The sequence below is a fragment of the Skermania sp. ID1734 genome, assembly GCF_007489285.1.
In the GTDB taxonomy this organism is placed as follows: domain Bacteria; phylum Actinomycetota; class Actinomycetes; order Mycobacteriales; family Mycobacteriaceae; genus ID1734.
On the sequence record NZ_VLIY01000001.1, the window covers coordinates 276,690 to 297,492 of the forward strand.

Here is a 20,803-nt window from a genome sequence, read left to right on the forward strand (position 1 = left end):
CGCAACCTCCTCCGTTGGGATACCGACGGTATCTGGAGGCGTTCGGTATGTCAACGACATAGACTGACGCGTATGGCCCGATTGACCCGCGCCGAAAGCCAGGCCCAGACCCGGGCCCAGTTGATCGAGACCGCCAAGCAGACGTTCTTCGCGGACGGCTACCAGCAGACCTCGCTCGAGAAGGTCGCCGAGGCCGCCGGTTACTCGAAGGGCGCCGTGTATTCGAACTTCCGCAATAAGGACGAGTTGTGCACGGCCGTGCTCGATGAGGTGCGGCGCGAGCAGATCGGCGAGGTCCTCGCCATAGTCGGGCAACCGGACATGGAGACCCGGCTCGAGCGACTGCGGGAGTGGGCGCAACGCGTGATCGGCGATCCGGGGTGGACCACGTTGGAGGTCGAATTCGCAATCCACGCCCGTCCCGACGACCAGCTCCGCAGCGATCTCGCCGGCCGTCTCGACGGCATTCTCGGCCTGATCGCCTCTGCGCCCAACGTCGTCGGCGACGTCGAATTGATGTTGCCGGCCCGCGAGGTTGCGACGATCCTGCTCGCTCTCGGCGTCGGCTTGGGGCTGTTCCGAGCGATCGATCCGTCAATCCCAATCGACGGGCTCATCGACACACTGCGGATCCTGACTAGTCCAGATCGTCGTGGCGCATCAACTGCCGCGCCGCCTCGGTGACCGAGCCCGACAACGACGGGTAGACCGAGAACGTTTGCGCGAGGTCGTTGACGGTCAGGTTGTTTTGCACCGCAATGGCAATCGGCAAAATCAGTTCCGAGGCGATCGGCGCCACCACCACGCCGCCGATGACCACTCCGGTGGCAGGCCGGCAGAAGATCTTGACGAAACCACGGCGCAGCCCCGACATCTTGGCCCGCGGGTTCGTGTTCAGCGGCAACATGACTGTGCGCGCGGGCACTTCGCCATTGTCGATCGCCGCCTGGCTCACTCCGACCGTGGCGATCTCCGGCCGGGTGAACACCGCAGCCGCAACAGTTTTGAGCCGAATGGGGCTGACCCCCTCGCCGAGCGCGTGGTACATGGCGATGCGGCCCTGCATTGCCGCGACCGACGCGAGCGGCAACAGCCCGGTACAGTCGCCGGCCGCATAGACGCCGGCAACCGACGTCCGGGAAACGCGGTCCACCTGCAGGTAGCCACCGCGATCGGTGTCGATGCCGACCTTGTCGAGTCCCAGCCCAGAGGTGTTCGGCACGGATCCGACCGTCATGAGAGCGTGCGAGCCGGAGACCTTCTTGCCATCCGACAGGGTGACCACGATGCCGTCGCCCACCCGCTCCACGGCGTCCGCACGCGCGTGCTTGACCAGGGTGACGCCCCGCTCGGCAAACACGTCCTCAAGCACCATGGCGGCGTCGGCGTCCTCGTGCGGCAACACCCGGTCCCGGCTCGACACCAGTGTCACCGGGACGCCCATTTCGGTGTAAGCGGAAACGAACTCGGCACCTGTGACGCCGGAGCCAACCACAACCAAGTGCTCGGGCAGTCGCTCGAGGTCATAGAGCTGGCGCCAATTGAGGATCCGCTCGCCGTCGGGTTGCGCGCTCGGCAACACCCGGGGGCTCGCGCCGGTCGCGATGAGGACGACATCGGCATCGAGCGTCCGCTCCGAACCGTCGGCGAGTACGGCACGGATCTGGTGGGCCGCCATCCCCCGCGCTTGATCGGCGAACTCCCCTCGGCCGGAAAGCAATTCCACCCCAACCGATTGCAGCCTCGCCCTAATGTCGGAGGATTGGGCGCGGGCGAGGCTTTTTACGCGGGCATGGACCTGCGGCATCGACACCGTCGCGTGGTCGGGACTGAGCATGATGCCGAGGTCGTTGGCACGCCGCAGATCGGTGCGCAGTCCAGTGGAGGCGATGAAGGTTTTCGACGGCACGCAATCCCACAGCACACACGCGCCGCCGACCCCGTCGGAGTCCACGAGCGTGACGGTGCCACCGTGTTGAGCGGCAACCAGCGCCGCTTCGTAGCCGGCCGGGCCACCACCGATGATCACAATCCGCGCCATGGACCCTCCTGTCATCTGCGGGACACCCGCACCCGGTCGGGCGCGATGAACGCACAATTCTCGTTCATCGCCCCTCCTGTACCTCGCGGGACACCCGCACCCGCACCCACCTGCGGGCCACGCACATACCGTATCGACCCTGCGTGACGGTGCATACAGTCGACTACGTCAAGTCGCGATAGGCTGACCGCCGTGCCGATCTATGCCGCCTACGGGTCCAACATGGATCCCGAGCAGATGCTGGAGCGTTGCCCGCACTCCCCGATGGCCGGCACGGGGTGGTTGCACGACTGGCGGCTGACCTTCAGCGGCGGAGACATCGGCTGGGAGGGCGCGCTCGCCACCGTCGTAGAAGAGCCTGGGTCCAAGGTCTTCGTCGTGCTTTATGACGTCTCGCCCGAGGACGAACAAAGCCTTGACCGATGGGAAGGCTCCGAGCTCGGCATTCACCGCAAGATTCGGCTCCGCATCGACGTGCAGGACGCCGATCCCAATGTGGCCGACGCCAAAACGGGCTCGGTGCTTGCGTGGCTGTACGTGCTCGACGCTTACGAGGGTGGGCTGCCATCGGCCCGCTACCTCGGCGTGATGGCCGATGCCGCCGAAAAGGCCGGCGCCCCAGAGGAATACGTGCGAGACCTGCGAACCCGCAACAGCCGCAACGTCGGCCCCGGAACCCACGAACAGGATTAACGTCGCGGATTGCGGGAAACTCTGCCTGCATGGCTACGTATCGAGTGCTCGATCCCCACGGCGACGTGGTGGACACCAAAGACATCGACAGTGCTGAGGACGCGCACGCATGGTTCGTTGACGTGCGTGCCGACAACTCTGAGTTGGGTTGGCGCATGGAGGTCAAGGATCCCGACGACGCCGGCGGTTGGTCGTTCTTCGATGACACCGAAGGCAACCGTGGATCATCGCAATGACGTCCTGCGCTGTTCTGTTTGATATCGACGGCACCCTCGTCGACTCGAATTACCTCCACGTGCAGACGTGGTTTCGGGCCCTGCGGGATGTTGGGACGCCAGTGCCGGCTTGGCGCATCCACCGCAGCATCGGAATGGACGGATCGACGCTTGTCGACACGCTCACCGATGGTGCCCCGGATTCGGTTCAGGAGCATGCCAAAGAACTGCATTCGAGTTACTACAAGCAGATGTGGCCGCTCCTGGATACCTTTCCCGGCGCTCGCGAGCTGCTCGAACGCGTCGAGAAGCTCGGTCTCCAGGTGGTGTTGGCTACCTCGGCGCCAGAAGACGAGCTGGCCGTGCTGTGCAAGGTTCTTGACCGCGACGATGTGATATCCGCTGTGACCTCGTCGAAGGATGTGGACGAGGCTAAACCCGATCCGACGATCGTCGAGATTGCGCTGCAGCGGGCCGGGGTCGGACCGGAACAAGCGGTGTTCATCGGGGACACCGTGTGGGACACGAAAGCCTGCGTGCGTGCAGGGGTGCCGAGCATCGGTGTGCTGACCGGCGGTATTTCGCGAGATGAGCTCGAATCAGCCGGTGCCGCGGCGGTCTTCGAGAATGTTGCCGAGCTGTGCGAGAGCCTGCAACAGGAGCGGATTACCGGTCCGATTGGCGATCTGCTGGACTGAGTGCGCTTTCGAACACGATGTTGGTAAGCACGCGGACGCCCACGGCGAGTGCTCGTTCGTCGATGTCGAAGGTCGGTTGATGAATGTCGAGCTGGGGGCCTTGGCCGGACCACACGCCTAACCGGGCCATCGCGCCCGGCACCTGTTCGAGATACCAGGAGAAGTCTTCGCCACCGCCCGACTGCGGCGTGTCCGCCAACGCGTCCGGCCCCAATTGGCGAATCGCGTCTTCGAATACGCGGGTGCAGTGCTCGTCGTTCACGACGGGCGGGACGCCTCGGCGGTAGTTCAGCTCGTACCGCACGCCCGTCGGCGCGAGTAGTCCGTGGACGATCTCGCGGACCATCGGCTCCAGCGTGATCCAGGTGTCGTGGTCGCCGGTGCGTACGGTGCCGCTGAGCATGCCCGTTTGCGGAATCGCATTCGGCGCTCGACCTGCGCTGACCGCGCCCCACACCATCACGGTCGACGTCCGGGGATCGATCCGTCGGCTCAACATGCCCGGCAGTCCCGTGATGACCGTGCCGATCGCGTACACCAGGTCGGTCGTCAGGTGCGGACGGGACGTATGACCGCCGGGCGAGTCGAGCACCAACTCGACGGTGTCTGCCGCCGACGTGATGGCGCCGACACGAATCCCGACTCGGCCCACCTCCAACCGCGGGTCGCAGTGCAGCGCGTAGATGCTCGACACGCCGCTCATCGCGCCGGTGGCGACAACGTCAATCGCGCCACCGGGCATGACCTCCTCAGCCGGCTGAAAGACGAACCGGACGCCGACCGGCAACTCGGGCAACTCCCCGAGCGCGAGCGCAGCGCCGAGCAGCGCGGTGGTGTGCGCATCGTGACCGCACGCGTGTGAGACGCCGGGCACCGTGGACGCATACGTCGCGCCGGTGAACTCTTGCAGCGGCAGCGCGTCCATGTCCGCGCGCAGGCCGACCCGCGGGCCGTCGGGGCCGATATCGCAGATCACGCCAGTGCCACCCGGCAACACCTTCGGCGACATCCCCGCGTCGGTCAGCATGCTCGCGACGAAGTCGGTGGTCGCATATTCGCAGCGCGCGAGTTCCGGGTTGGCGTGGATGTGACGACGCCAGGTGACGAGGTCGTCCGCGTGCGAGGCGAGCCAGGATTCGACGTGCGCCCTCATTGTGGCCTGCCGTCTCGTCGTAGCCTGCGGGCATGCAGTTCGAGCAGGCGCGCGCGTTCCGTGTCATCGCTGGCGACGCGGATCGCGGTATTGGCGAGCGCTATCGCGCCGTCGAGAACCGCTTTGTCCGCCGAGGCGTTCACGCTTGCCTTGGCAAACCCCGGATTGTGTGCCACCGAGCCCTCGGAGTCGATCCCGATCACCGGATGAATGCCCGGCACAACGTTGGTCACATTCCCCATATCGGTACTGCCGAGCGGACGTGACTGTTCGAGCCGCGGGGCATCCGGGGCCCTGCCGAGTGCGACAACCTCGTCCCGATACAGCCGAACGAGCGTCGGATCCGGGGTGAGTTCTGTGTAGGTCGGCGAGACCGTCCGGACGTCGTGTGTGCAACCGGTGGCGAGCGCTCCCGCTGCGAAGCACGCGCTCGCTCGCTCGAACAATTCGTTGAGCGAGCCCGCGGTGTTCGCGCGCAGGTAGTAGTGCAGTTCTGATCGGCCGGGAATGATGTTCGGCGCGACACCACCGTCGGTGACGATCCCGTGCAGCTGCTGGCCCGGCGCCAGGTGCTGACGCAGCAGGCCAAGTGCTACCTGCGCAACTGTTACCGCGTCGGCGGCATTACGTCCGAACTCGGGCGCTGCCGAGGCGTGGGCCTCCCTTCCTGTGAATTCGATGGCGATGTCAGCGAGCGCGAGAGAGCTAGCGCCGACGATGTCGAACGGCCCTGGGTGAACCATCAGCGCCGCGGCTACGTCATCGAAGATGCCGCGTTCGAGCAGCAGCACCTTGCCCCCGCCGCTCTCTTCCGCGGGCGTGCCGATCAGCCGGACCGTGATACCCAGGTCGTCCGCGACGTCGGCCAAGCCGATCGCTGCGCCCAGACCGGCGGCCGCAATGATGTTGTGTCCGCAGGCGTGGCCGATTTCCGGCAGTGCGTCATACTCAGCGCAGATGCCGATCACCAGATCGCCGGATCCGTAGCTAGCGGTGAACGCCGTCGGCAGCCCACCGACGCCGCGCTCGACCTGGAAGCCATGATTCGCCGCCAGCTCGGTGATCTTGGCCGCGCTGCGCGTTTCGTGGAACGCCAACTCCGGCTCACTGTGAATCGAATGCGACAGGGCGATTAGTTCGTCCTTCGCTTTCGTCACCGTCGCCGCTGCCGACCTCATGGCGTCAAGTCTCTCACTCGACCGCGGTCAGTTAGCAAAGATCAGGTTCGACGCATCTGTAGGCACCGCCAGCGCGGCCAGCAGATCGCGGTGGAGCCCGGCCTTGATGAGTCCCAGGTTTCCGCCGCGCCGGCCCGCGTTCGCCGCGGCACGAGCGACCGCGCGGGCCAGCACCTCTTCGGCACCAGCCACTTCGTCGACGATTCCGGCGGCCAGCGCGTCGTCGGCGCCGTACCGCCGTGAGGTGGTCATCGCTTCCACCGCGACCTGGTTGACAAGCCGGGTAGTGACCAGCGCGTTCATACCCACCGGAAACGGCATGTTGAGGCTTGCCTCGGGCAAGCAATAGAAGCCGCGGTCGGACCGCATCACGCGAAAGTCGTGCGCGGACGCGAGCATCGCGCCGGCTCCGAAGGCGTGCCCGTTCATTGCTGCGACCGTCGTCATCGGCAACGCCAGCACACGGGCGAACACACTGTGCACCCGATCCAGGTAAGAGTGGGTCTTGTCGAAGTTGCCCGCCAACCAATCGGTGTCCAGGCCGTTGCTGAAGATCTTGCCCGTTGCCGTGGTGACAAGTGCGGCGGGACCCTGGGACGCCTCGACCTGGTCGAGCAAGGCATGCACCTGGTCCATCCAGTCGGGGTGAAACCGGTTGTCGCTGTCCGTCTGGCCCTCGAGACCGAGGTAAAGCACATAGACGTCGCCGTCGCGTTGCAGGTATGGCATACCCGGCACAATAACGAGCGTGACGCGATACGACGGAACACGGGCAGCCGCGGTGATCGCCGACCATACCGGCGCCGCACACCACCGGGTCGCTGTGGTGCTGGGCTCGGGCTGGCAAGCCGCAGCCGCAGAGCTCGGTGAGCCCGCCGCTGAGCTGTCGATGCGCGAGCTTCCCGGTTTCTCGCCGCCCACCGCGGCCGGCCACGTGGGCAAGGTCCTTTCGATACCCGTCGATGGCACCTTCGTGCTGGTCATTCTCGGCCGGTCGCACCTGTATGAGGGTTTCGAACCGGCACGAGTGGTCCATCCCGTGCGAACCGCGTGCGCCCTTGGCGCCGAGACGGTCATCCTCACCAACGCCGCCGGCGGTATCCGCGCTGATCTTCGCGTCGGTGAGCCGGTGCTGATCAGCGACCACCTCAACTTGACCGGTCGATCGCCACTGACGGGTGCACAGTTCGTCGACCTTGTCGATGCATATGCGCGCGAACTTCGAGAGCTCGCGCGCGAGGTCGATCCAACGCTTACCGAGGGCGTATACGCCGGCATGCCAGGACCGCATTACGAAACACCCGCCGAAATTCGCATGCTCCGCACGCTTGGCGCCGATCTGGTCGGCATGTCGACCGTGCAAGAGACGATTGCCGCGCGAGCGCTCGGGGCGCATGTCCTCGGCATTTCGCTAGTTACCAACCTGGCTGCCGGGGTGACGGGTGAAAAACTCAGCCACACCGAGGTTCTTGCCGCGGGCCAAGCAGCAGCTCCGCGACTCGGCAAGCTCCTTCGCGAGGTGATTTCGCGACTGTGACAACGCCTCAGGAATGGATAGCTGGCGATCCCGATCCACGTGATCGTGCCGAGTTGTTGGCTCTGCCCGACGACGACCTCGCGACGCGCTTCGAGCACCCGCTGGCCTTCGGGACCGCGGGACTGCGCGGACAGATGTGCGCCGGACCGAGCGGCATGAACCTCGCCGTGGTCATCCGCACGACTGCCGCCGTCGTCGAGTGGCTGCGCGGTCGCTGCCTCGGAGGCGGCCGGGTGGTTGTCGGCCACGACGCCCGGCACAAGTCCGCGGAGTTCGCTTCGGCTGCGGCAGAAGTGTTTGCAGCGGCGGGCTTTCCGGTGACATTCTTGCCCGCCGCCCTGCCCACGCCAATCACTTCGTTCGCCGTCAAGAGGCTGGATGCCGTAGCTGGGGTGCAGATTACGGCTTCGCACAATCCTGCCACCGACAACGGTTACAAGCTCTATGTCACCGGCGGTGCGCAACTCGTTTCGCCGGCCGATCGTGAGATCGAACAGCTGACGCGACTCGTCGGCCCAGCGAATGCGGTCCCCCGCTCGAGTGTCACTCGCTCTGGGCAAGACCTTGTCGGCCAGTATCTTTCGCGCGTTACAGAGTTGCCGCGTGGGTCCGTCCGCCGTTTGCGCATCGCCGTGACGGCCATGCACGGTGTCGGCGGCGAGGTTCTGGTGTCCGCATTGCGCCGTGCCGGCTTCACGGACGTCCATGTTGTGGAAGAACAATTTGCTCCCAATCCTGACTTTCCGACTGTCGCCTACCCCAATCCGGAAGAGTTGGGTGCGACGGACAGGCTCCTTGGTATGGCGGCAGAAGTGAACGCCGACATCGCAATTGCCCTCGATCCGGATGCCGACAGATGCGCCTTCGGAATCTCCGGACCGTCCGGCTGGCGGATGCTTACCGGCGATGAAACCGGCGCGCTGCTCGCCGATTACATTCTGGGCGCTGCTCCTGCCGATCCCCTTGTCGCGACCACCATCGTGTCGTCCCGTTTGCTTGCTGCCATCGCGGAGTCGCACGGTGCCCGGTACGCGGAAACCCTCACCGGATTCAAGTGGTTGGTGCGCGCGGGACCCGGCCTTGTGTACGCCTACGAGGAAGCGATTGGGCACTGCGTCGACCCCGCGTTCGTGCGCGACAAGGACGGCATTTCTGCATCGGTGCTGATGGCCGATCTTGCGGCAACCACTCTCGCCGGTGGTAAGCATGTGCATGATCTGCTCGACGATCTCGCGGTTCGATTCGGCGTGTATGCCACTGGGCAGTTCTCGCGCCACCTGAGCCGCGCCGACGAGATTTCGACCGTGATGGCCCGATTGCGCGCCGACCCACCGAAAGTTCTTGCCGGCGCATCTGTCTCGTGTGACGACTACCTGGAGCGGCGCGGACCGATGCACACCGATGCGCTTGTATTCAACGGCGGCAACATCCGAATGGTGGTGCGACCGTCGGGAACCGAGCCAAAGGTCAAGTGCTACCTCGAAGTGATTGAGCCAGTTGCCGATCGGGCCGACCTTGCGCGCGCCCGAACGGCCGCCGAGGCACGCTTGAGCGAACTTCGCGAATTCGCAGGCGCGCTTGCGTAGCGCTTTCACGCCGCCTCCCCGGGGATTCGTCTTCGGTTGTGGGCGGGCATGGGTTTTCGGTCGGGGTCGAGGGTTTTCGGTGGGATGAACCAGGGGTGGCCGTCGTCACCGAGGAAAACCTGCCAGGTGCCGCGGTGAATCATGCGGTGATGTGCTCGGCACAGGAGCACCATGTTGTCCAATGTCGTGTGGCCGCCTTCGGCCCAGTGTGTGATGTGGTGGGCATCGGTCCAGTGCGGTGGGCGCCCGCAGCCGGGTACCGCGCAGCCGCCTTCGCGCACGATCAACGCCTTGCGGATGGCAGGGGTGACCAGGCGTTCGCTGCGCCCGACATCCAACGGCACCCGGTTGCCGTCGACCACGACCACGGTGACCTCGCAGTCACAGGCCAGCATCTGGGCGACCTGGCGTGACACCGACCCGGTCCAGGACAGGTGAAACGGCCACCGCGTGTCTTTCACGCGCCCGGCCTCGTCGACGAACGTGGCCTTGCCGACCAGGTCGTTGGCTTCGGCGACCAGCGTCACCTGCGCCCGCCCCACCCCACCATTGCGGCCACTCAACTGCGCATCCACGATGTCGGCGAGGGCGTCGGCGCGGCGCTGGGCGGCGCAGCGTGGGTCGGGTTCGGCGTCGGGGCCCGGGCGCGGCGCGGCCAGCGGTTCGAGGACCGACCGCAGCTTCTCGAAGGTGAGTTTGTCCAGGTCGGCGCGCAGTTTGCCGCGCCCGTCACGACCGGTGCCGTAGTCGAGGCGGTTGAGTTCGGGGTCCTCGGCGACCGGCTCCCGCTCCGGCGCGTGACTCAACACCAGCTCGCGGCCGGTTTCGCACACCGCCGCCGGAGTCCCGGCCAAAGCCACGTCGACCAATTGTTGTTCGGCCGCACCCAGATCAGCGGCCGGGCAAGCCCGTTGCAGGGCGCTGATCGCTGCAACGATCGCCTCGGCGTGCGCCTCGGAAATCTCCCCGCGCTGTAGCGCCGCGGCCATGACCGGCAGCGTCTGCAGTGAGCGGGCCACCGCGACCTGTCGTTTCGCAATCGCGGGATCCACCCGCCCGGAATCGGCCAGCCACGCCGCCGTCGACGTCGCCCCTAGCTGCGCAGTCAACTCGGCGGCCTCGACCCGCGCCAGTAGGCGAGCCTGCACCCCGGCTAACACGTTCTGGGCCTGCGTCACCTGCGCGATCGAATTAAGAACCTGCTGATCGGTCAGCTCATCGACCGCTAGCAGCGACCACTGCTGCAGCTGTTCGGGGTCGATGATCATCATTCTTCGAACATACCTTCGACCACCGACACATTCACCCCCCACTCGCACCACCGCGCGCGAATTTGCTCAGGCGCGATCGTGGTGGCACACGGCTTCGAGCATGAACCCGAACGGGTCCAGCCAGAACGTTGCGTAGTACGGCGGCGGATACTGCGGAAAATGCTGTGGCGGATGGAGCACCTGACCGTCGCACGCGGTGACATGTCGGTATACCCGGTCAACCTCTGACCGAGTATCGACAATGAAAGCCAGGTGCTGCAGTCCGGCATCGACGCGCGAGTACGTCGACGCGCTAGCCGACGGATAGAAGAACAGATACGTGCCGCGCTTGCCGTCCGCGGGACGATACGCGAATTGATCTGCTGCGCTGAGGAATTGCTCGTACTTCAGCAACGGCAGCAGGGCGTCGTAGTATCTCTTCGCCAACTGCAGGTCCGGCACATTCAGACCGATGTGACCGAGCGGCATGCGTCCAATTCCCTCAGCGCGGCCCGAACTGCCGATCCCCGGCATCCCCCAAACCGGGCACAATAAAGGCGTTTTCGTTGAGTCCCTCGTCGATGCTGGCAACGACGACCCGCTGCAAAGCAGGGCATTCCGACACTGCTGCAAGCCCTTCCGGCGCGGCAACCACGCAGACTGCAGTGACGTCCGTGGCCCCGCGAGAGGCGATCAGATCGACGGTGTGCTTCATCGAGCCACCCGTGGCCAGCATCGGATCCAGCACGTACACCGGAACCTCCGACAGGTCCGGCGGCAATGACTCCATGTAGGGCACCGGAAGGTGCGTTTCCTCGTCGCGCGCCATCCCGACGAACCCGACGCGCGATTGCGGGATCAGCGCGCTCGCCATTTCGACCATCCCGAGCCCAGCGCGCAGGACCGGCACCAATAGCGGTGGCTGCGCGATTCGGAAGCCGATGGTGCCACCGACGGGCGTCGTGATCGGGAATTCGGCCACCGGTGCATCCCTGATGGCTTCGTAAATGAGCATGCGAGTCAACTCACGCAACGCGGCACGAAACGTTGCGTTGTCAGACCGCTCGTCGCGCAACAGGGTGAGCAGCGCCGCAACGAGCGGATGGGAAACCACCTGCGTCTGCATGGTCGAACAATAGCCCGGACAAAGCCGTGGAACCGATCACGCGGCGGCCGCGTCGAAGTGTTTGAAAGCGCAATATCGAGGCGAAAGGCGCCGATGAGCGAGCTGTGGGTGCACACGCCAGGCCTAGCCGAATACAGCGCCGCCGCCAGCAGGCTGGGTGTCGAACTCACTGCTGCCGGTAACAGTGCAGCGGCGGCCGACGTGGGGCTACTCGGACCGGTTTTCGGCCTGATTGGCCAGGATTTCGTCGCTGCATTCGCGAGTGCTCACGCGGCGCACATCCAGTCTCTTCAGCGCCTCGCCGTCGTGCAGGAAAGTCTTTCTGCCGCTGCGGACGCGGCCACGGCAGAGTATCTGCACACCGACGCCAGCAACGCTGACCACGTTGGCGGGGTGTGGGCGTGATGGATCCAGCTCTCCTAGCGCAACCGATGGTTGATCTTCTACAAGGCTTCGGCACCGGACTTCTTGCCGGCGGCGCAGAAATCGATCCCGCGGCCGGCCTGCGGGCGTCGTCCGTTGCGGTGGATGCCGTGCACGGACTCGGCCAGTCCGCGGTTGCCGCGCTCGGCACCAGCTGGTCTGGTGCGGCGGCGGACGCGGCTATAGCGAAAGCCGCTGCCGCCCAGCAGACTGCCGCACAGATCGCAGACCGAGGCAACGCGCTCGCAGCCGTGATGCAGCGTGCGGCGGCGGACGTGCAAGCAGGGAATGCCGAGCTCGAAGGCATCCTGCAGTCGTTCCTCGCCATCGCGGCTGCCGCCGGTCCGGCGCTGCTCACGCCACCGGGCGAACTGATGATCCTGAGTGCAGCGATCGAACACCTGAATCGGGCGTTGGCGGTGGTGGCCCGGGTGCGCGGCCAGCTTGCCACCCATACCTCCGAGATCACGGCCCTGCCCCAGATCGACACACCTGCACCCGCCGAGGCAACTGCACCGGCTGCCACCGCGCCGGCCTCGGCTCAGCCATTTCGCGCTGTCGCCGACGCCGCGACCCGATTCGGGCACGCGTTCGCCGAGTCGGCGGCGCAGCCGGTTGGGGCCTTCGCGTCGGGCGGCCGATCGTCGCTCTACAGCAGTCCTCGCGGCCGCATCGCTGCGCCGCCGGACAGGACGCCTCGCGGCGCTGGCCCTGGCGAGCACCGACTGAACGGAGAGGGGATACAAGTCACGCTCCCGGATGGGAGCACCGCGACCGCCCCCAACGAACGAGCCGCAGCCGCCGTCCGTGCGGCTCTGAGTCAGCAAGGCGTTCCCTATGTGTGGGGTGGAACCACGCCCGGACAGGGCCTCGATTGCAGCGGGTTGACGCAATACGCCTACCACGAGGCCGGCGTGGATCTGCCCAGGCTGGCGCAGGAACAGGGAGCCGGGCATACGCAGATCGACCCCCGCGACGTCATGCCCGGTGACCTGGCGGTATGGGACGGCCACGTGGCCATGGTCATCGGAAACGGCCAGCTTGTCGAGGCTGGCGATCCGGTCCAGGTCGGCCCGATCCGAACCGAAAACCTGGGGATGGACTTCTATGGATTCTTCAGACCAACGGAGTGAGCGATGCTGAGTGCCACTGCCCGCAACCGGGCGAACACGATCACCGTCGAGGCCACCGAAGCTGGCCTACCCGTAGCGGTGCGAATCGACAGGCGCGAGCTGCGGTACGGCGCGGAGTCCCTTGCGGCGGAGGTGACGCGCCTTTGCGAACACGCAGCGGCGGCGGCCGCGGCCCGCAAACGCGTGCTGCTCGCACGCGCGGGCGTGCCAGCTGACGTGCTGGATCGCCTCGGCCTCCCGAACGAGGCCTGCAGCCACGACATCGCGCCCGCGACCTGGATGCAGCGAGCATGACGACCGCCTCTATGCAGACCCTCATCGACAGCGCCGAATCGGCACGGGAGTCGCTGGCGGCAGCCCAGGAGCAGCTTCGCGCAGTGCGCACCCGGTGCACCACTGGAAATGGCGCAGTTACCGCGGAGGTCGATTCGCACGGTGCGCTGTGCGGCCTCTGGCTCGACGAGTCGATCACCGAGTCGGACCCGGACGGCGTTGGCGCGCTCATCATCGAGGCCGCCCACCGCGCGGCCGCGGCGGCAAACGGTCAGCGTTCCGCGATCGTCGCGAACTGCATGGCGAACATTCAGTCGTTCGCCACACCGGTGGGCAAGGTCACAGCATCGGTCGCTGTACGGGTCGAGGGAGGAATAGAGATCGAAACTGCGTCTCGTTAGGCTTGGCGACCATGGCATCCGGCGACATCGTCCCCATCGAGCTCGGCCTCACCGACGGCGATCTGGTGACACTGTGGGCACCACGCTGGCGGGAGGGCGACGACGAGTGGGAGGCCTTTCTAGGCCATGAGGACTCGCTGTACGGCTTCGAATCCGTTGCCGAGCTGGCGGCTTTCATCCGCACCAACGACGACAATGACCTCGTCGACCACCCGGCATGGGCCGTGGTCGTCGCCCTGTCGGCCAGCGAGCTCGAACCGTCCGAAGACCACTGTTTCGACCTGGTCGGAGTGCCCGAACTGGCCGCCGGCGACCCCGATGCGGACACCATCGCAGAACTCGAAGAAACCCTGGCGATGGTCCGCAACATCGGCGAAGTCTGCGAACTCGAGGCCGTGATCAAGTTCTTCGGCGCCCACCCGATTCTCGGTGCGCTGGCCAGCGGCCTGCGAGCATTCGCCGGACGGGACGGAGAAGCGTTGTGGGACCAGATCGGGGCCGCGGTGGCCAAGGGCTGGGACACCGTCCTCGACGCGATCGACGCGATCGTGGAAACGCCTGACGTCGATTCCGCAGCGGTCGAAATCGCCGAGGCGGAACTGCTTGCCGCGGATGAAAATACGGTCGAGGCCGACGATGCCGCCGACGCGGCCGAGGAGGAGTCGGACTTCGAGCCGGTCGATCTCGAAGCGGATGAGGACGACACCGAAGAGGCGGAAGCCGACGAGGAAGAAGAATCCTTCTGGCATGAGGTCGGCATCGACCCGATCAAGATCATCACCGACGAGGGCACTTACTTCACCCTGCGCTGCTACCTCGACGACGACCCGATCTTTTTGGGTGCCAACGGATCTATTTCGATCTTCAGCTCCGACCGGGCGCTCGCGCGCTACCTCGTCGACCACCACGATCACGAACTCGCCAGCGTCAGCACCTACGAAGACGTGCAGACCGCAGCCACCGACGGTTCGCTCGAGATCGACGTCACCGATGAAAACGTCTACGTGCTTACCGGAATTGCCGACGATTTGGCTGCGGGACCGGACTCGGTCGATGCCGAGCAACTCGACCTCGCCGTCGAATTGTTCACCGATGCTGCAGATTTCGCCGATGATCCGACAACCGAACGGGCACTGGCAAAGTCCACACCGCTCGGCTGGTACGTCTCCTATGTGCTCAGCCCCGACGCAAGTCGCCTGGCGCCGAGCCCGCCCTACAATGACGAGGCACAGGCGTGGCGCGACCTCGAAGCTCAATTCGAGGCCCGCATGCGCAAGCGCTAGCCGAGCAGGACGGCAAACCCGGGCTTGATGACATCGTCGATGATCTGCAGTCGCTCGGGAAACGGAATGAACGCCGACTTCATCGCATTGATGGTGAAGCGTTCCAGATCGCTCCAGCCGTAGCTGAAAGCCTTTATGAGTTCGAGCATCTCGTTGCTCATGCTGGTATTGCTCATGAGCCGGTTATCGGTGTTCACCGTCACGCGAAAGCGCAGACTCGCCAGCTTGTCGAACGGATGCTCGGCAATGCTCGGCGCCGCACCGGTCTGGACGTTGGAACTCGGGCACAACTCGAGTGGAATTCGTTTGTCGCGAACATAATTGGCGACCAAGCCCAAGTCTGCCGAGCCATCGTCGAATACGCTGATGTCGTCCATGATTCGCACGCCGTGGCCGAGTCGGTCAGCCCCGCAAAATGCGATGGCTTCGTGGATCGAGGGTAGGCCGAACGCCTCGCCCGCATGAATCGTGAACCGCGCGTTGCTGGCTCGCATGTACTCGAATGCGTCGAGGTGCCGGCTGGGCGGATAGCCGGCCTCGGCGCCGGCAATGTCGAAACCCACCACCCCACGGTCCCGAAATCGCACCGCCAGCTCGGCGATCTCGCGCGAGCGTGCGGCGTGCCGCATAGCAGTGAGCAGGCACACCAGCCGGATCGGTCGTCCCCCGGCCGCGGCGTCGGCCGCGCCGTCCCGAAATCCGGCCAGCACATGCTCGACGACTTCGTCGAGTGAAAGACCCTTCTCCAAATGAAGTTCGGGCGCAAATCGCACCTCTGCGTAGACCACGCCGTCCGCAGCCAGGTCTTCCGCGCATTCGCGAGCGACCCGCTCCAACGCATCGCCGGTCTGCATGACGGCAACCGTGTGCGCGAAGGTTTCCAGATAGCGCTCCAACGATCCACTGTCCGCGGAGATGTGAAACCAGTCCGCGAGACCCGCCTCCTCAGTTACTGGCAGCCGGTTGTAGCCGACTGTGTCGGCGAGTTCGATGACCGTGGCAGGACGCAGGCCGCCGTCGAGATGATCGTGCAGCAATGCCTTCGGCGCTTGCCGTATCGAAGCGAGATCGAGCGGGGCCGGGCCGACATACTCCATGTTCTCGACGGTAGCCGCCTCAGGCCTCGACCCGGTCGATAACCAGAGACGATGCGGGCACGGCGGTCCCGGGGCTGGCGATGTCCCATGCGTCCTCCAGCGCCGCGCAGGCCGCGGAAAGGGCGGCCGGTGTATCGGTATGCAGGCTCAGCACCGGTTGGCCGGCCACCACCCGTTCACCGGGCTTGACGTGAATGTCGATGCCGGCCGCGGGTTGCACCGGGTCACCCTGGCGCGCGCGCCCAGCCCCGAGGTGCCGCGCGGCCACGCCCACCGCCATGGCGTCGAGCCGCCTCAGCACGCCGCTGTCTTGCGCGCAAAGTTGCTCGACGTGGCGGGCAATCGGTAGCGCGGCGTCCGGATCCCCGCCCTGGGCGCGAATCATCGAGCGCCAACGGTCCATGGCCCGGCCGTCAGCGAGCGCGTCAGCCGGGTCAATCGCATCGATGCCGGCAAGGGCGAGCATCTCCCGCGCAAGCGCCAGCGTGAGCTCGACAACGTCGGCCGGTCCGCCGCCGGCCAGCACCTCCACGGCCTCCGCGACTTCCAGTGCGTTGCCCGCCGTGCGGCCGAGTGGGGTCTGCATGTCGGTGAGCAACGCGACCGTGTGCACTCCCGCATCGGCGCCAAGTTCCACCATGACCCGCGCGAGCTCCCGCGACTGCGACAGCTCCTTCAGGAAGGCGCCGCTGCCGACCTTTACGTCGAGAACCAAGGCGGCAGTGCCCTCGGCGATCTTCTTGCTCATGATCGAACTGGCCAGCAGTGGAATCGATTCGACCGTCCCGGTGACATCCCGCAGCGCGTAGATGCGCTTGTCTGCGGGAGCGAGGTCATCGCCGGCCGCGCAGATCACCGCAGACACGTCCGGGTCCGCGAGGATTTCGCGCATCCGCGCGGACGAAAGCTGAGCTCGCCAGCCGGGAATGGCTTCGAGCTTGTCGAGCGTGCCACCGGTGTGGCCGAGCGCACGTCCGGACAATTGTGGTACGGCCGCACCACATGCAGCCACCAGCGGCGTGAGCGGCAGGGTGATCTTGTCGCCCACCCCGCCCGTCGAATGCTTGTCCACGGTCGGCCGCGGCAGATCGGAGAAATCAAGTCGCGAGCCGGAATCGATCATCGCCGCCGTCCACCGGGAAGTCTCGGCTCGATCGAGGCCTCGAAACACGATCGCCATCAACAGCGCGGCCATCTGTTCGTCCGGCACGCGACCCGCCGTGAATCCCGCAACGATCCAGTCGATCTGGGCATCCGTGAGGGCGCGCCCATCGCGCTTGGCGGTGATGATCGAGACGGCGTCGAGACCACTCATCGAATGTGGCCCAGATCGTCGGGACCGAAGGCGTCGGGAAGTAGGTCGGCCAACCGGCGCGCGTCGCCGGTCGTGTCGATCAGCATGTCGGCACCCCCGTGTTCGAGCAGGAGTTGTCGACACCTCCCGCACGGCATCAGAGTCTCGCCGTCGACGTTGCAACAACTCAGCGCGACGAGCCGCCCGCCACCGCCGGCGTGCAAGTTACCGACAAGTACGCATTCCGCGCACAGCGTCAAACCGTATGAGACATTTTCCACATTGCAGCCCACGACAATTCGGCCGTCGTCGACGAGCGCAGCGGCGCCGACAGGGAACGACGAATACGGCGCATAAGCTCGCTGCATGACGTCGTATGCGCTGTCTCGCAACGCTTTCCAGTCAATTTCCGCCATCTGCGGATCCTTTGTTCGACACCGTAGAAACCGGCACTGCATTGTTCGCTGCCAGACCTAAATAGTTTGGCAAGGCAATCCTAAGAAAACAGGATGCGGCACAAAAACCGGCAACTCCACCTACTTCCCTGATTATCGGGGGTTTAGAGTTCACCACAACTCGGTTGAGGTTTTCGTCGCGTCGGCGCAAAGGCATGCGGTCTGGACATCGCCAGGCCACTCACCAGCGCTCCGTCCCGGCCCGGCGCAAACACGAAACCGCGTCCATCAACGATGTTGGAGGCACAGCACTCGATGAGTTCCACGACGGAAGCGGCGACCGCGGCGCCCACGAGAGACACGACGCGGTCGATCTATCGCGGCGATCCAGGAATGTGGTCCTGGGTTCTGCACCGGATCACCGGCGTCACGGTGTTCTTCTTCCTTTTCGTCCACGTTCTCGACACCGCGCTGGTGCGGGTCAGTCCGGAGACCTACAACGACGTCGTCGCCACCTACAAGAACCCGGTCGTCGGTCTGATGGAACTCGCACTCGTGGCGTGCGTGCTCTACCACGGCCTCAACGGCGTGCGGGTGATGCTGGTCGACTTCTGGTCGAAGGGTCCCCGGTACCAGCGCCTGATGCTGTGGATCATCCTCGCTATTTGGGTTGTCGTCATGATTCCTGGCGCGGGCCGCATCCTCTACCAGATCTTCGCAAGGGGGAACTGACATGACCGAGGTGAAGACCCCGGCAAAGGTCATGGCTCGCTCCTACGACCGCCCGGCCAGCCTGGACAACCCCCGTTCGCCGCGCCGGCCCGCGAAAACCAACTTCGAACTGTATGCCTGGATATTCATGCGGTTCTCGGGACTCGCACTCATCGTGCTTGTCCTCGGCCACATGTTCATCATGTTGATCCTCGACAACGGCGTGCACCGCGTGAACTTCGCCTTCGTCGCCGGCCGCTGGTCGAGCCCCTTCTGGCAGTGCTGGGACCTGTTGATGCTGTGGCTGGCACAGCTGCACGGCGGTAACGGCCTGCGCACGGTGATCGCGGACTACTCGCGCAAAGATTCCACCCGCTTCTGGCTCAACACGCTGTTGGCCATCTCGATGATTCTCATCATGGGTCTGGGCACCTACGTGATCTTCACGTTCGACCCCAACATCTCGAATTAGGGGAGCAAAACTTCATGTCTGACAGCAGTGTTGCCGGACGGCCCGTGCACGAGCATCGCTACGACGTCGTGATCGTCGGCGCGGGCGGTGCCGGCATGCGCGCCGCCCTCGAGTCCGCGCCCCGGGTGCGTACCGCGGTGCTGACCAAGCTCTATCCCACGCGTAGCCACACCGGCGCCGCCCAGGGCGGTATGTGCGCCGCGCTGGCCAACGTCGAGGAAGACAACTGGGAGTGGCACACCTTCGACACCGTCAAGGGCGGCGACTACCTGGTCGACCAGGATGCGGCGGAGATCATGGCCAAGGAGGCCATCGACGCGGTGCTGGACCTGGAAAAGATGGGTCTGCCGTTCAACCGCACACCGGAGGGCCGGATCGACCAGCGCCGCTTCGGTGGCCACACCCGTGACCATGGCAAGGCGCCGGTCCGCCGGGCCTGTTACGCGGCTGACCGCACCGGCCACATGATTCTGCAGACGCTGTATCAGAACTGCGTCAAGCACGACGTGCAGTTCTTCAACGAGTACTACGTTCTCGACATCGCCATCACACAGACCGACCGCGGGCCGGTCGCCACCGGTGTGGTCGCCTACGAACTGGCCACCGGTGATCTGCATGTCTTCCATGCCAAGTCGATCGTGTTCGCCACGGGCGGCTCGGGCCGGATGTACAAGACGACCTCCAACGCACACACGCTGACCGGCGACGGCATGGCGATCGTGTTCCGCAAGGGCCTGCCGCTGGAAGACATGGAGTTCCACCAGTTCCACCCGACAGGGCTGGCGGGATTGGGCATTCTCATTTCCGAGGCCGTGCGCGGCGAGGGCGGCATCCTGCGCAATGCCGACGGCGAACGGTTCATGGAGCGCTACGCCCCCACCATCAAGGACCTCGCACCACGAGACATCGTCGCGCGTTCGATGGTCCTCGAGGTGTTGGAGGGCCGCGGGGCCGGGCCGGACAAGGACTACGTCTACATCGATGTCACCCACCTCGGTGAGGACGTCCTCGAGGAGAAGCTGCCCGACATCACCGAGTTCGCCCGCACCTACCTCGGCGTGGACCCGGTCACCGAACTCGTGCCGGTCTTCCCCACCTGCCACTACGTGATGGGCGGCATCCCCACCCGCATTCACGGCGAAGTGCTGCGCAACAACAAGGACATCGTCTACGGCCTCTATGCCGCCGGCGAATGCGCGTGCGTGTCCGTGCACGGCGCCAACCGGTTGGGCACCAACTCGCTGCTGGACATCAACGTGTTTGGCCGGCGTGCCGGCATAGCGGCCGCCGAATACGCCGAACGGCACGACTTCGTCGACATGCCGGACAAGCCTGCCGCCATGGTTCAGGATTGGCTCAAGCTCATCCTGTCCGAACACGGCGACGAGCGACCGGCCGATATTCGCACGGCGCTGCAGCGCAGCATGGACAACAACGCTTCGGTGTTCCGCACCGAGGACACGCTCAAGCAGGCGCTCAAGGACATTCACGCGCTGAAGGAGCGTTACAGCCGAATCACGGTGCAGGACAAGGGGAAGCGATTCAACAGCGACCTGCTCGAGGCCGTCGAGCTGGGCTTCCTGCTGGAACTGGCCGAAGTGACCGTGGTGGGCGCGCTCAACCGCAAGGAAACCCGCGGCGGCCACGCGCGCGAGGACTACCCGAACCGCGACGATGTCAACTTCATGCGTCACACCATGGCGTACAAGGAGGGGACCGACCTGGTGTCGGACATCCGCCTCGACTTCAAGCCGGTGGTGCAGACCCGCTACGAGCCGATGGAGCGTAAGTACTGATGTCGACGACTGCCGCCACTTCTGCAAATACTGAAGCATCGGCCGGAA

The 20,803-nt window shown here is 65.3% G+C and carries 24 protein-coding genes; 14 read left to right on the top strand and 10 right to left on the bottom strand.

Annotated elements, in window-relative coordinates:
- Positions 1 to 72 precede the first annotated feature (72 nt).
- Positions 73 to 684 carry a TetR/AcrR family transcriptional regulator gene (locus FOS14_RS01155; RefSeq protein ID WP_143768415.1) on the top strand — a complete coding sequence of 204 codons (612 nt, stop codon included), beginning with the start codon at positions 73 to 75 and terminating at the stop codon, positions 682 to 684.
- On the opposite strand, the gene FOS14_RS01160 is transcribed toward FOS14_RS01155, so the two are convergent.
- A complete protein-coding gene (locus FOS14_RS01160) occupies positions 638 to 2,041 on the bottom strand; it encodes an NAD(P)H-quinone dehydrogenase (RefSeq protein ID WP_143768416.1) in 1,404 nt (467 codons plus the stop codon). The two genes, FOS14_RS01155 and FOS14_RS01160, sit on opposite strands and share 47 nt — an antisense overlap.
- 192 nt (positions 2,042 to 2,233) lie before the next feature.
- On the opposite strand from FOS14_RS01160, the gene FOS14_RS01165 reads away from it, so the two are divergent.
- The 3 genes from FOS14_RS01165 to FOS14_RS01175 are packed head-to-tail and all read left to right on the top strand — an operon-like array spanning position 2,234 to position 3,647.
- Complete coding sequence (locus tag FOS14_RS01165) at positions 2,234 to 2,734, top strand: gamma-glutamylcyclotransferase (RefSeq protein ID WP_143768417.1); 501 nt, start codon at positions 2,234 to 2,236, stop codon at positions 2,732 to 2,734.
- A gap of 29 nt (positions 2,735 to 2,763) precedes the next feature.
- The gene (locus FOS14_RS01170; protein WP_143768418.1) at positions 2,764 to 2,970 is read left to right on the top strand and encodes a hypothetical protein; all 207 of its coding nucleotides are present in this window, start codon (positions 2,764 to 2,766) and stop codon (positions 2,968 to 2,970) included.
- A complete protein-coding gene (locus FOS14_RS01175; RefSeq protein ID WP_143768419.1) occupies positions 2,967 to 3,647 on the top strand; it encodes an HAD family hydrolase in 681 nt (226 codons plus the stop codon). Before FOS14_RS01170 ends, FOS14_RS01175 begins: the two co-directional genes overlap by 4 nt.
- On the opposite strand, the gene FOS14_RS01180 is transcribed toward FOS14_RS01175, so the two are convergent.
- From FOS14_RS01180 to FOS14_RS01190, 3 genes are read right to left on the bottom strand one after another with little or no spacing between them, the layout of a single operon-like run.
- Positions 3,616 to 4,800 (bottom strand): M20 family metallopeptidase, encoded by a 1,185-nt coding sequence (locus tag FOS14_RS01180; RefSeq protein WP_143768420.1) that lies wholly within the window; start codon positions 4,798 to 4,800, stop codon positions 3,616 to 3,618. The genes FOS14_RS01175 and FOS14_RS01180 overlap by 32 nt on opposite strands.
- Positions 4,797 to 5,978 carry a M20 family metallopeptidase gene (locus FOS14_RS01185; RefSeq protein ID WP_143768421.1) on the bottom strand — a complete coding sequence of 394 codons (1,182 nt, stop codon included), beginning with the start codon at positions 5,976 to 5,978 and terminating at the stop codon, positions 4,797 to 4,799. Before FOS14_RS01185 ends, FOS14_RS01180 begins: the two co-directional genes overlap by 4 nt.
- A gap of 27 nt (positions 5,979 to 6,005) precedes the next feature.
- Positions 6,006 to 6,707: an enoyl-CoA hydratase/isomerase family protein gene (locus FOS14_RS01190; RefSeq protein WP_143768422.1), complete on the bottom strand. Its 702-nt coding sequence runs from the start codon at positions 6,705 to 6,707 to the stop codon at positions 6,006 to 6,008.
- 19 nt (positions 6,708 to 6,726) lie between these two features.
- On the opposite strand from FOS14_RS01190, the gene FOS14_RS01195 reads away from it, so the two are divergent.
- Both FOS14_RS01195 and FOS14_RS01200 read left to right on the top strand, forming a co-directional pair.
- Positions 6,727 to 7,515: a purine-nucleoside phosphorylase gene (locus FOS14_RS01195; protein WP_255449979.1), complete on the top strand. Its 789-nt coding sequence runs from the start codon at positions 6,727 to 6,729 to the stop codon at positions 7,513 to 7,515.
- Positions 7,512 to 9,101 (top strand): phospho-sugar mutase, encoded by a 1,590-nt coding sequence (locus FOS14_RS01200; protein WP_143768424.1) that lies wholly within the window; start codon positions 7,512 to 7,514, stop codon positions 9,099 to 9,101. The genes FOS14_RS01195 and FOS14_RS01200 overlap by 4 nt, the downstream gene beginning before the upstream one ends.
- Before the next feature lie 5 nt (positions 9,102 to 9,106).
- On the opposite strand, the gene FOS14_RS01205 is transcribed toward FOS14_RS01200, so the two are convergent.
- The 3 genes from FOS14_RS01205 to upp all read right to left on the bottom strand — a co-directional run bounded on the left by FOS14_RS01205 (position 9,107) and on the right by upp (position 11,477).
- Complete coding sequence (locus FOS14_RS01205; protein WP_143768425.1) at positions 9,107 to 10,372, bottom strand: HNH endonuclease signature motif containing protein; 1,266 nt, start codon at positions 10,370 to 10,372, stop codon at positions 9,107 to 9,109.
- Between the two features lie 66 nt (positions 10,373 to 10,438).
- Positions 10,439 to 10,840 carry a VOC family protein gene (locus FOS14_RS01210; protein WP_143768426.1) on the bottom strand — a complete coding sequence of 134 codons (402 nt, stop codon included), beginning with the start codon at positions 10,838 to 10,840 and terminating at the stop codon, positions 10,439 to 10,441.
- Positions 10,841 to 10,853: 13 nt separating this feature from the next.
- A complete protein-coding gene (gene upp / locus FOS14_RS01215; RefSeq protein WP_143768427.1) occupies positions 10,854 to 11,477 on the bottom strand; it encodes a uracil phosphoribosyltransferase in 624 nt (207 codons plus the stop codon).
- Positions 11,478 to 11,570: 93 nt separating this feature from the next.
- Here upp and FOS14_RS01220 point away from each other — a divergent pair, with 93 nt between their 5' ends.
- The 5 genes from FOS14_RS01220 to FOS14_RS01240 are packed head-to-tail and all read left to right on the top strand — an operon-like array spanning position 11,571 to position 14,990.
- Positions 11,571 to 11,882, top strand: coding sequence for a type VII secretion target (locus tag FOS14_RS01220; protein WP_143768428.1), 312 nt, complete (start codon positions 11,571 to 11,573; stop codon positions 11,880 to 11,882).
- Positions 11,882 to 13,033: a C40 family peptidase gene (locus tag FOS14_RS01225; RefSeq protein ID WP_370512145.1), complete on the top strand. Its 1,152-nt coding sequence runs from the start codon at positions 11,882 to 11,884 to the stop codon at positions 13,031 to 13,033. Before FOS14_RS01220 ends, FOS14_RS01225 begins: the two co-directional genes overlap by 1 nt.
- 3 nt (positions 13,034 to 13,036) lie before the next feature.
- A complete protein-coding gene (locus FOS14_RS01230) occupies positions 13,037 to 13,327 on the top strand; it encodes a hypothetical protein (RefSeq protein ID WP_143768430.1) in 291 nt (96 codons plus the stop codon).
- Entirely contained in the window at positions 13,324 to 13,707 is a 384-nt protein-coding gene (locus FOS14_RS01235; protein WP_143768431.1) for a YbaB/EbfC family nucleoid-associated protein, read from the top strand. The genes FOS14_RS01230 and FOS14_RS01235 overlap by 4 nt, the downstream gene beginning before the upstream one ends.
- 11 nt (positions 13,708 to 13,718) lie before the next feature.
- Positions 13,719 to 14,990 carry a primosomal protein gene (locus FOS14_RS01240; RefSeq protein WP_143768432.1) on the top strand — a complete coding sequence of 424 codons (1,272 nt, stop codon included), beginning with the start codon at positions 13,719 to 13,721 and terminating at the stop codon, positions 14,988 to 14,990.
- Here FOS14_RS01240 and FOS14_RS01245 read toward each other — a convergent pair.
- The 3 genes from FOS14_RS01245 to FOS14_RS01255 are packed head-to-tail and all read right to left on the bottom strand — an operon-like array spanning position 14,987 to position 17,797.
- Entirely contained in the window at positions 14,987 to 16,087 is a 1,101-nt protein-coding gene (locus FOS14_RS01245; RefSeq protein WP_143768433.1) for an adenosine deaminase, read from the bottom strand. The genes FOS14_RS01240 and FOS14_RS01245 overlap by 4 nt on opposite strands.
- A gap of 19 nt (positions 16,088 to 16,106) precedes the next feature.
- Positions 16,107 to 17,402, bottom strand: coding sequence for a thymidine phosphorylase (locus tag FOS14_RS01250; protein WP_143768434.1), 1,296 nt, complete (start codon positions 17,400 to 17,402; stop codon positions 16,107 to 16,109).
- Positions 17,399 to 17,797, bottom strand: coding sequence for a cytidine deaminase (locus FOS14_RS01255; RefSeq protein WP_143768435.1), 399 nt, complete (start codon positions 17,795 to 17,797; stop codon positions 17,399 to 17,401). The genes FOS14_RS01250 and FOS14_RS01255 overlap by 4 nt, the downstream gene beginning before the upstream one ends.
- Positions 17,798 to 18,091: 294 nt before the next feature.
- On the opposite strand from FOS14_RS01255, the gene sdhC reads away from it, so the two are divergent.
- From sdhC to sdhA, 3 genes are read left to right on the top strand one after another with little or no spacing between them, the layout of a single operon-like run.
- The gene (gene sdhC / locus FOS14_RS01260) at positions 18,092 to 18,508 is read left to right on the top strand and encodes a succinate dehydrogenase, cytochrome b556 subunit (RefSeq protein WP_143768436.1); all 417 of its coding nucleotides are present in this window, start codon (positions 18,092 to 18,094) and stop codon (positions 18,506 to 18,508) included.
- 1 nt (position 18,509) lies between these two features.
- Entirely contained in the window at positions 18,510 to 18,959 is a 450-nt protein-coding gene (locus FOS14_RS01265) for a succinate dehydrogenase hydrophobic membrane anchor subunit (RefSeq protein ID WP_143768437.1), read from the top strand.
- Between the two features lie 44 nt (positions 18,960 to 19,003).
- Complete coding sequence (sdhA, locus tag FOS14_RS01270) at positions 19,004 to 20,755, top strand: succinate dehydrogenase flavoprotein subunit (protein WP_185981572.1); 1,752 nt, start codon at positions 19,004 to 19,006, stop codon at positions 20,753 to 20,755.
- Positions 20,756 to 20,803 lie beyond the last annotated feature (48 nt).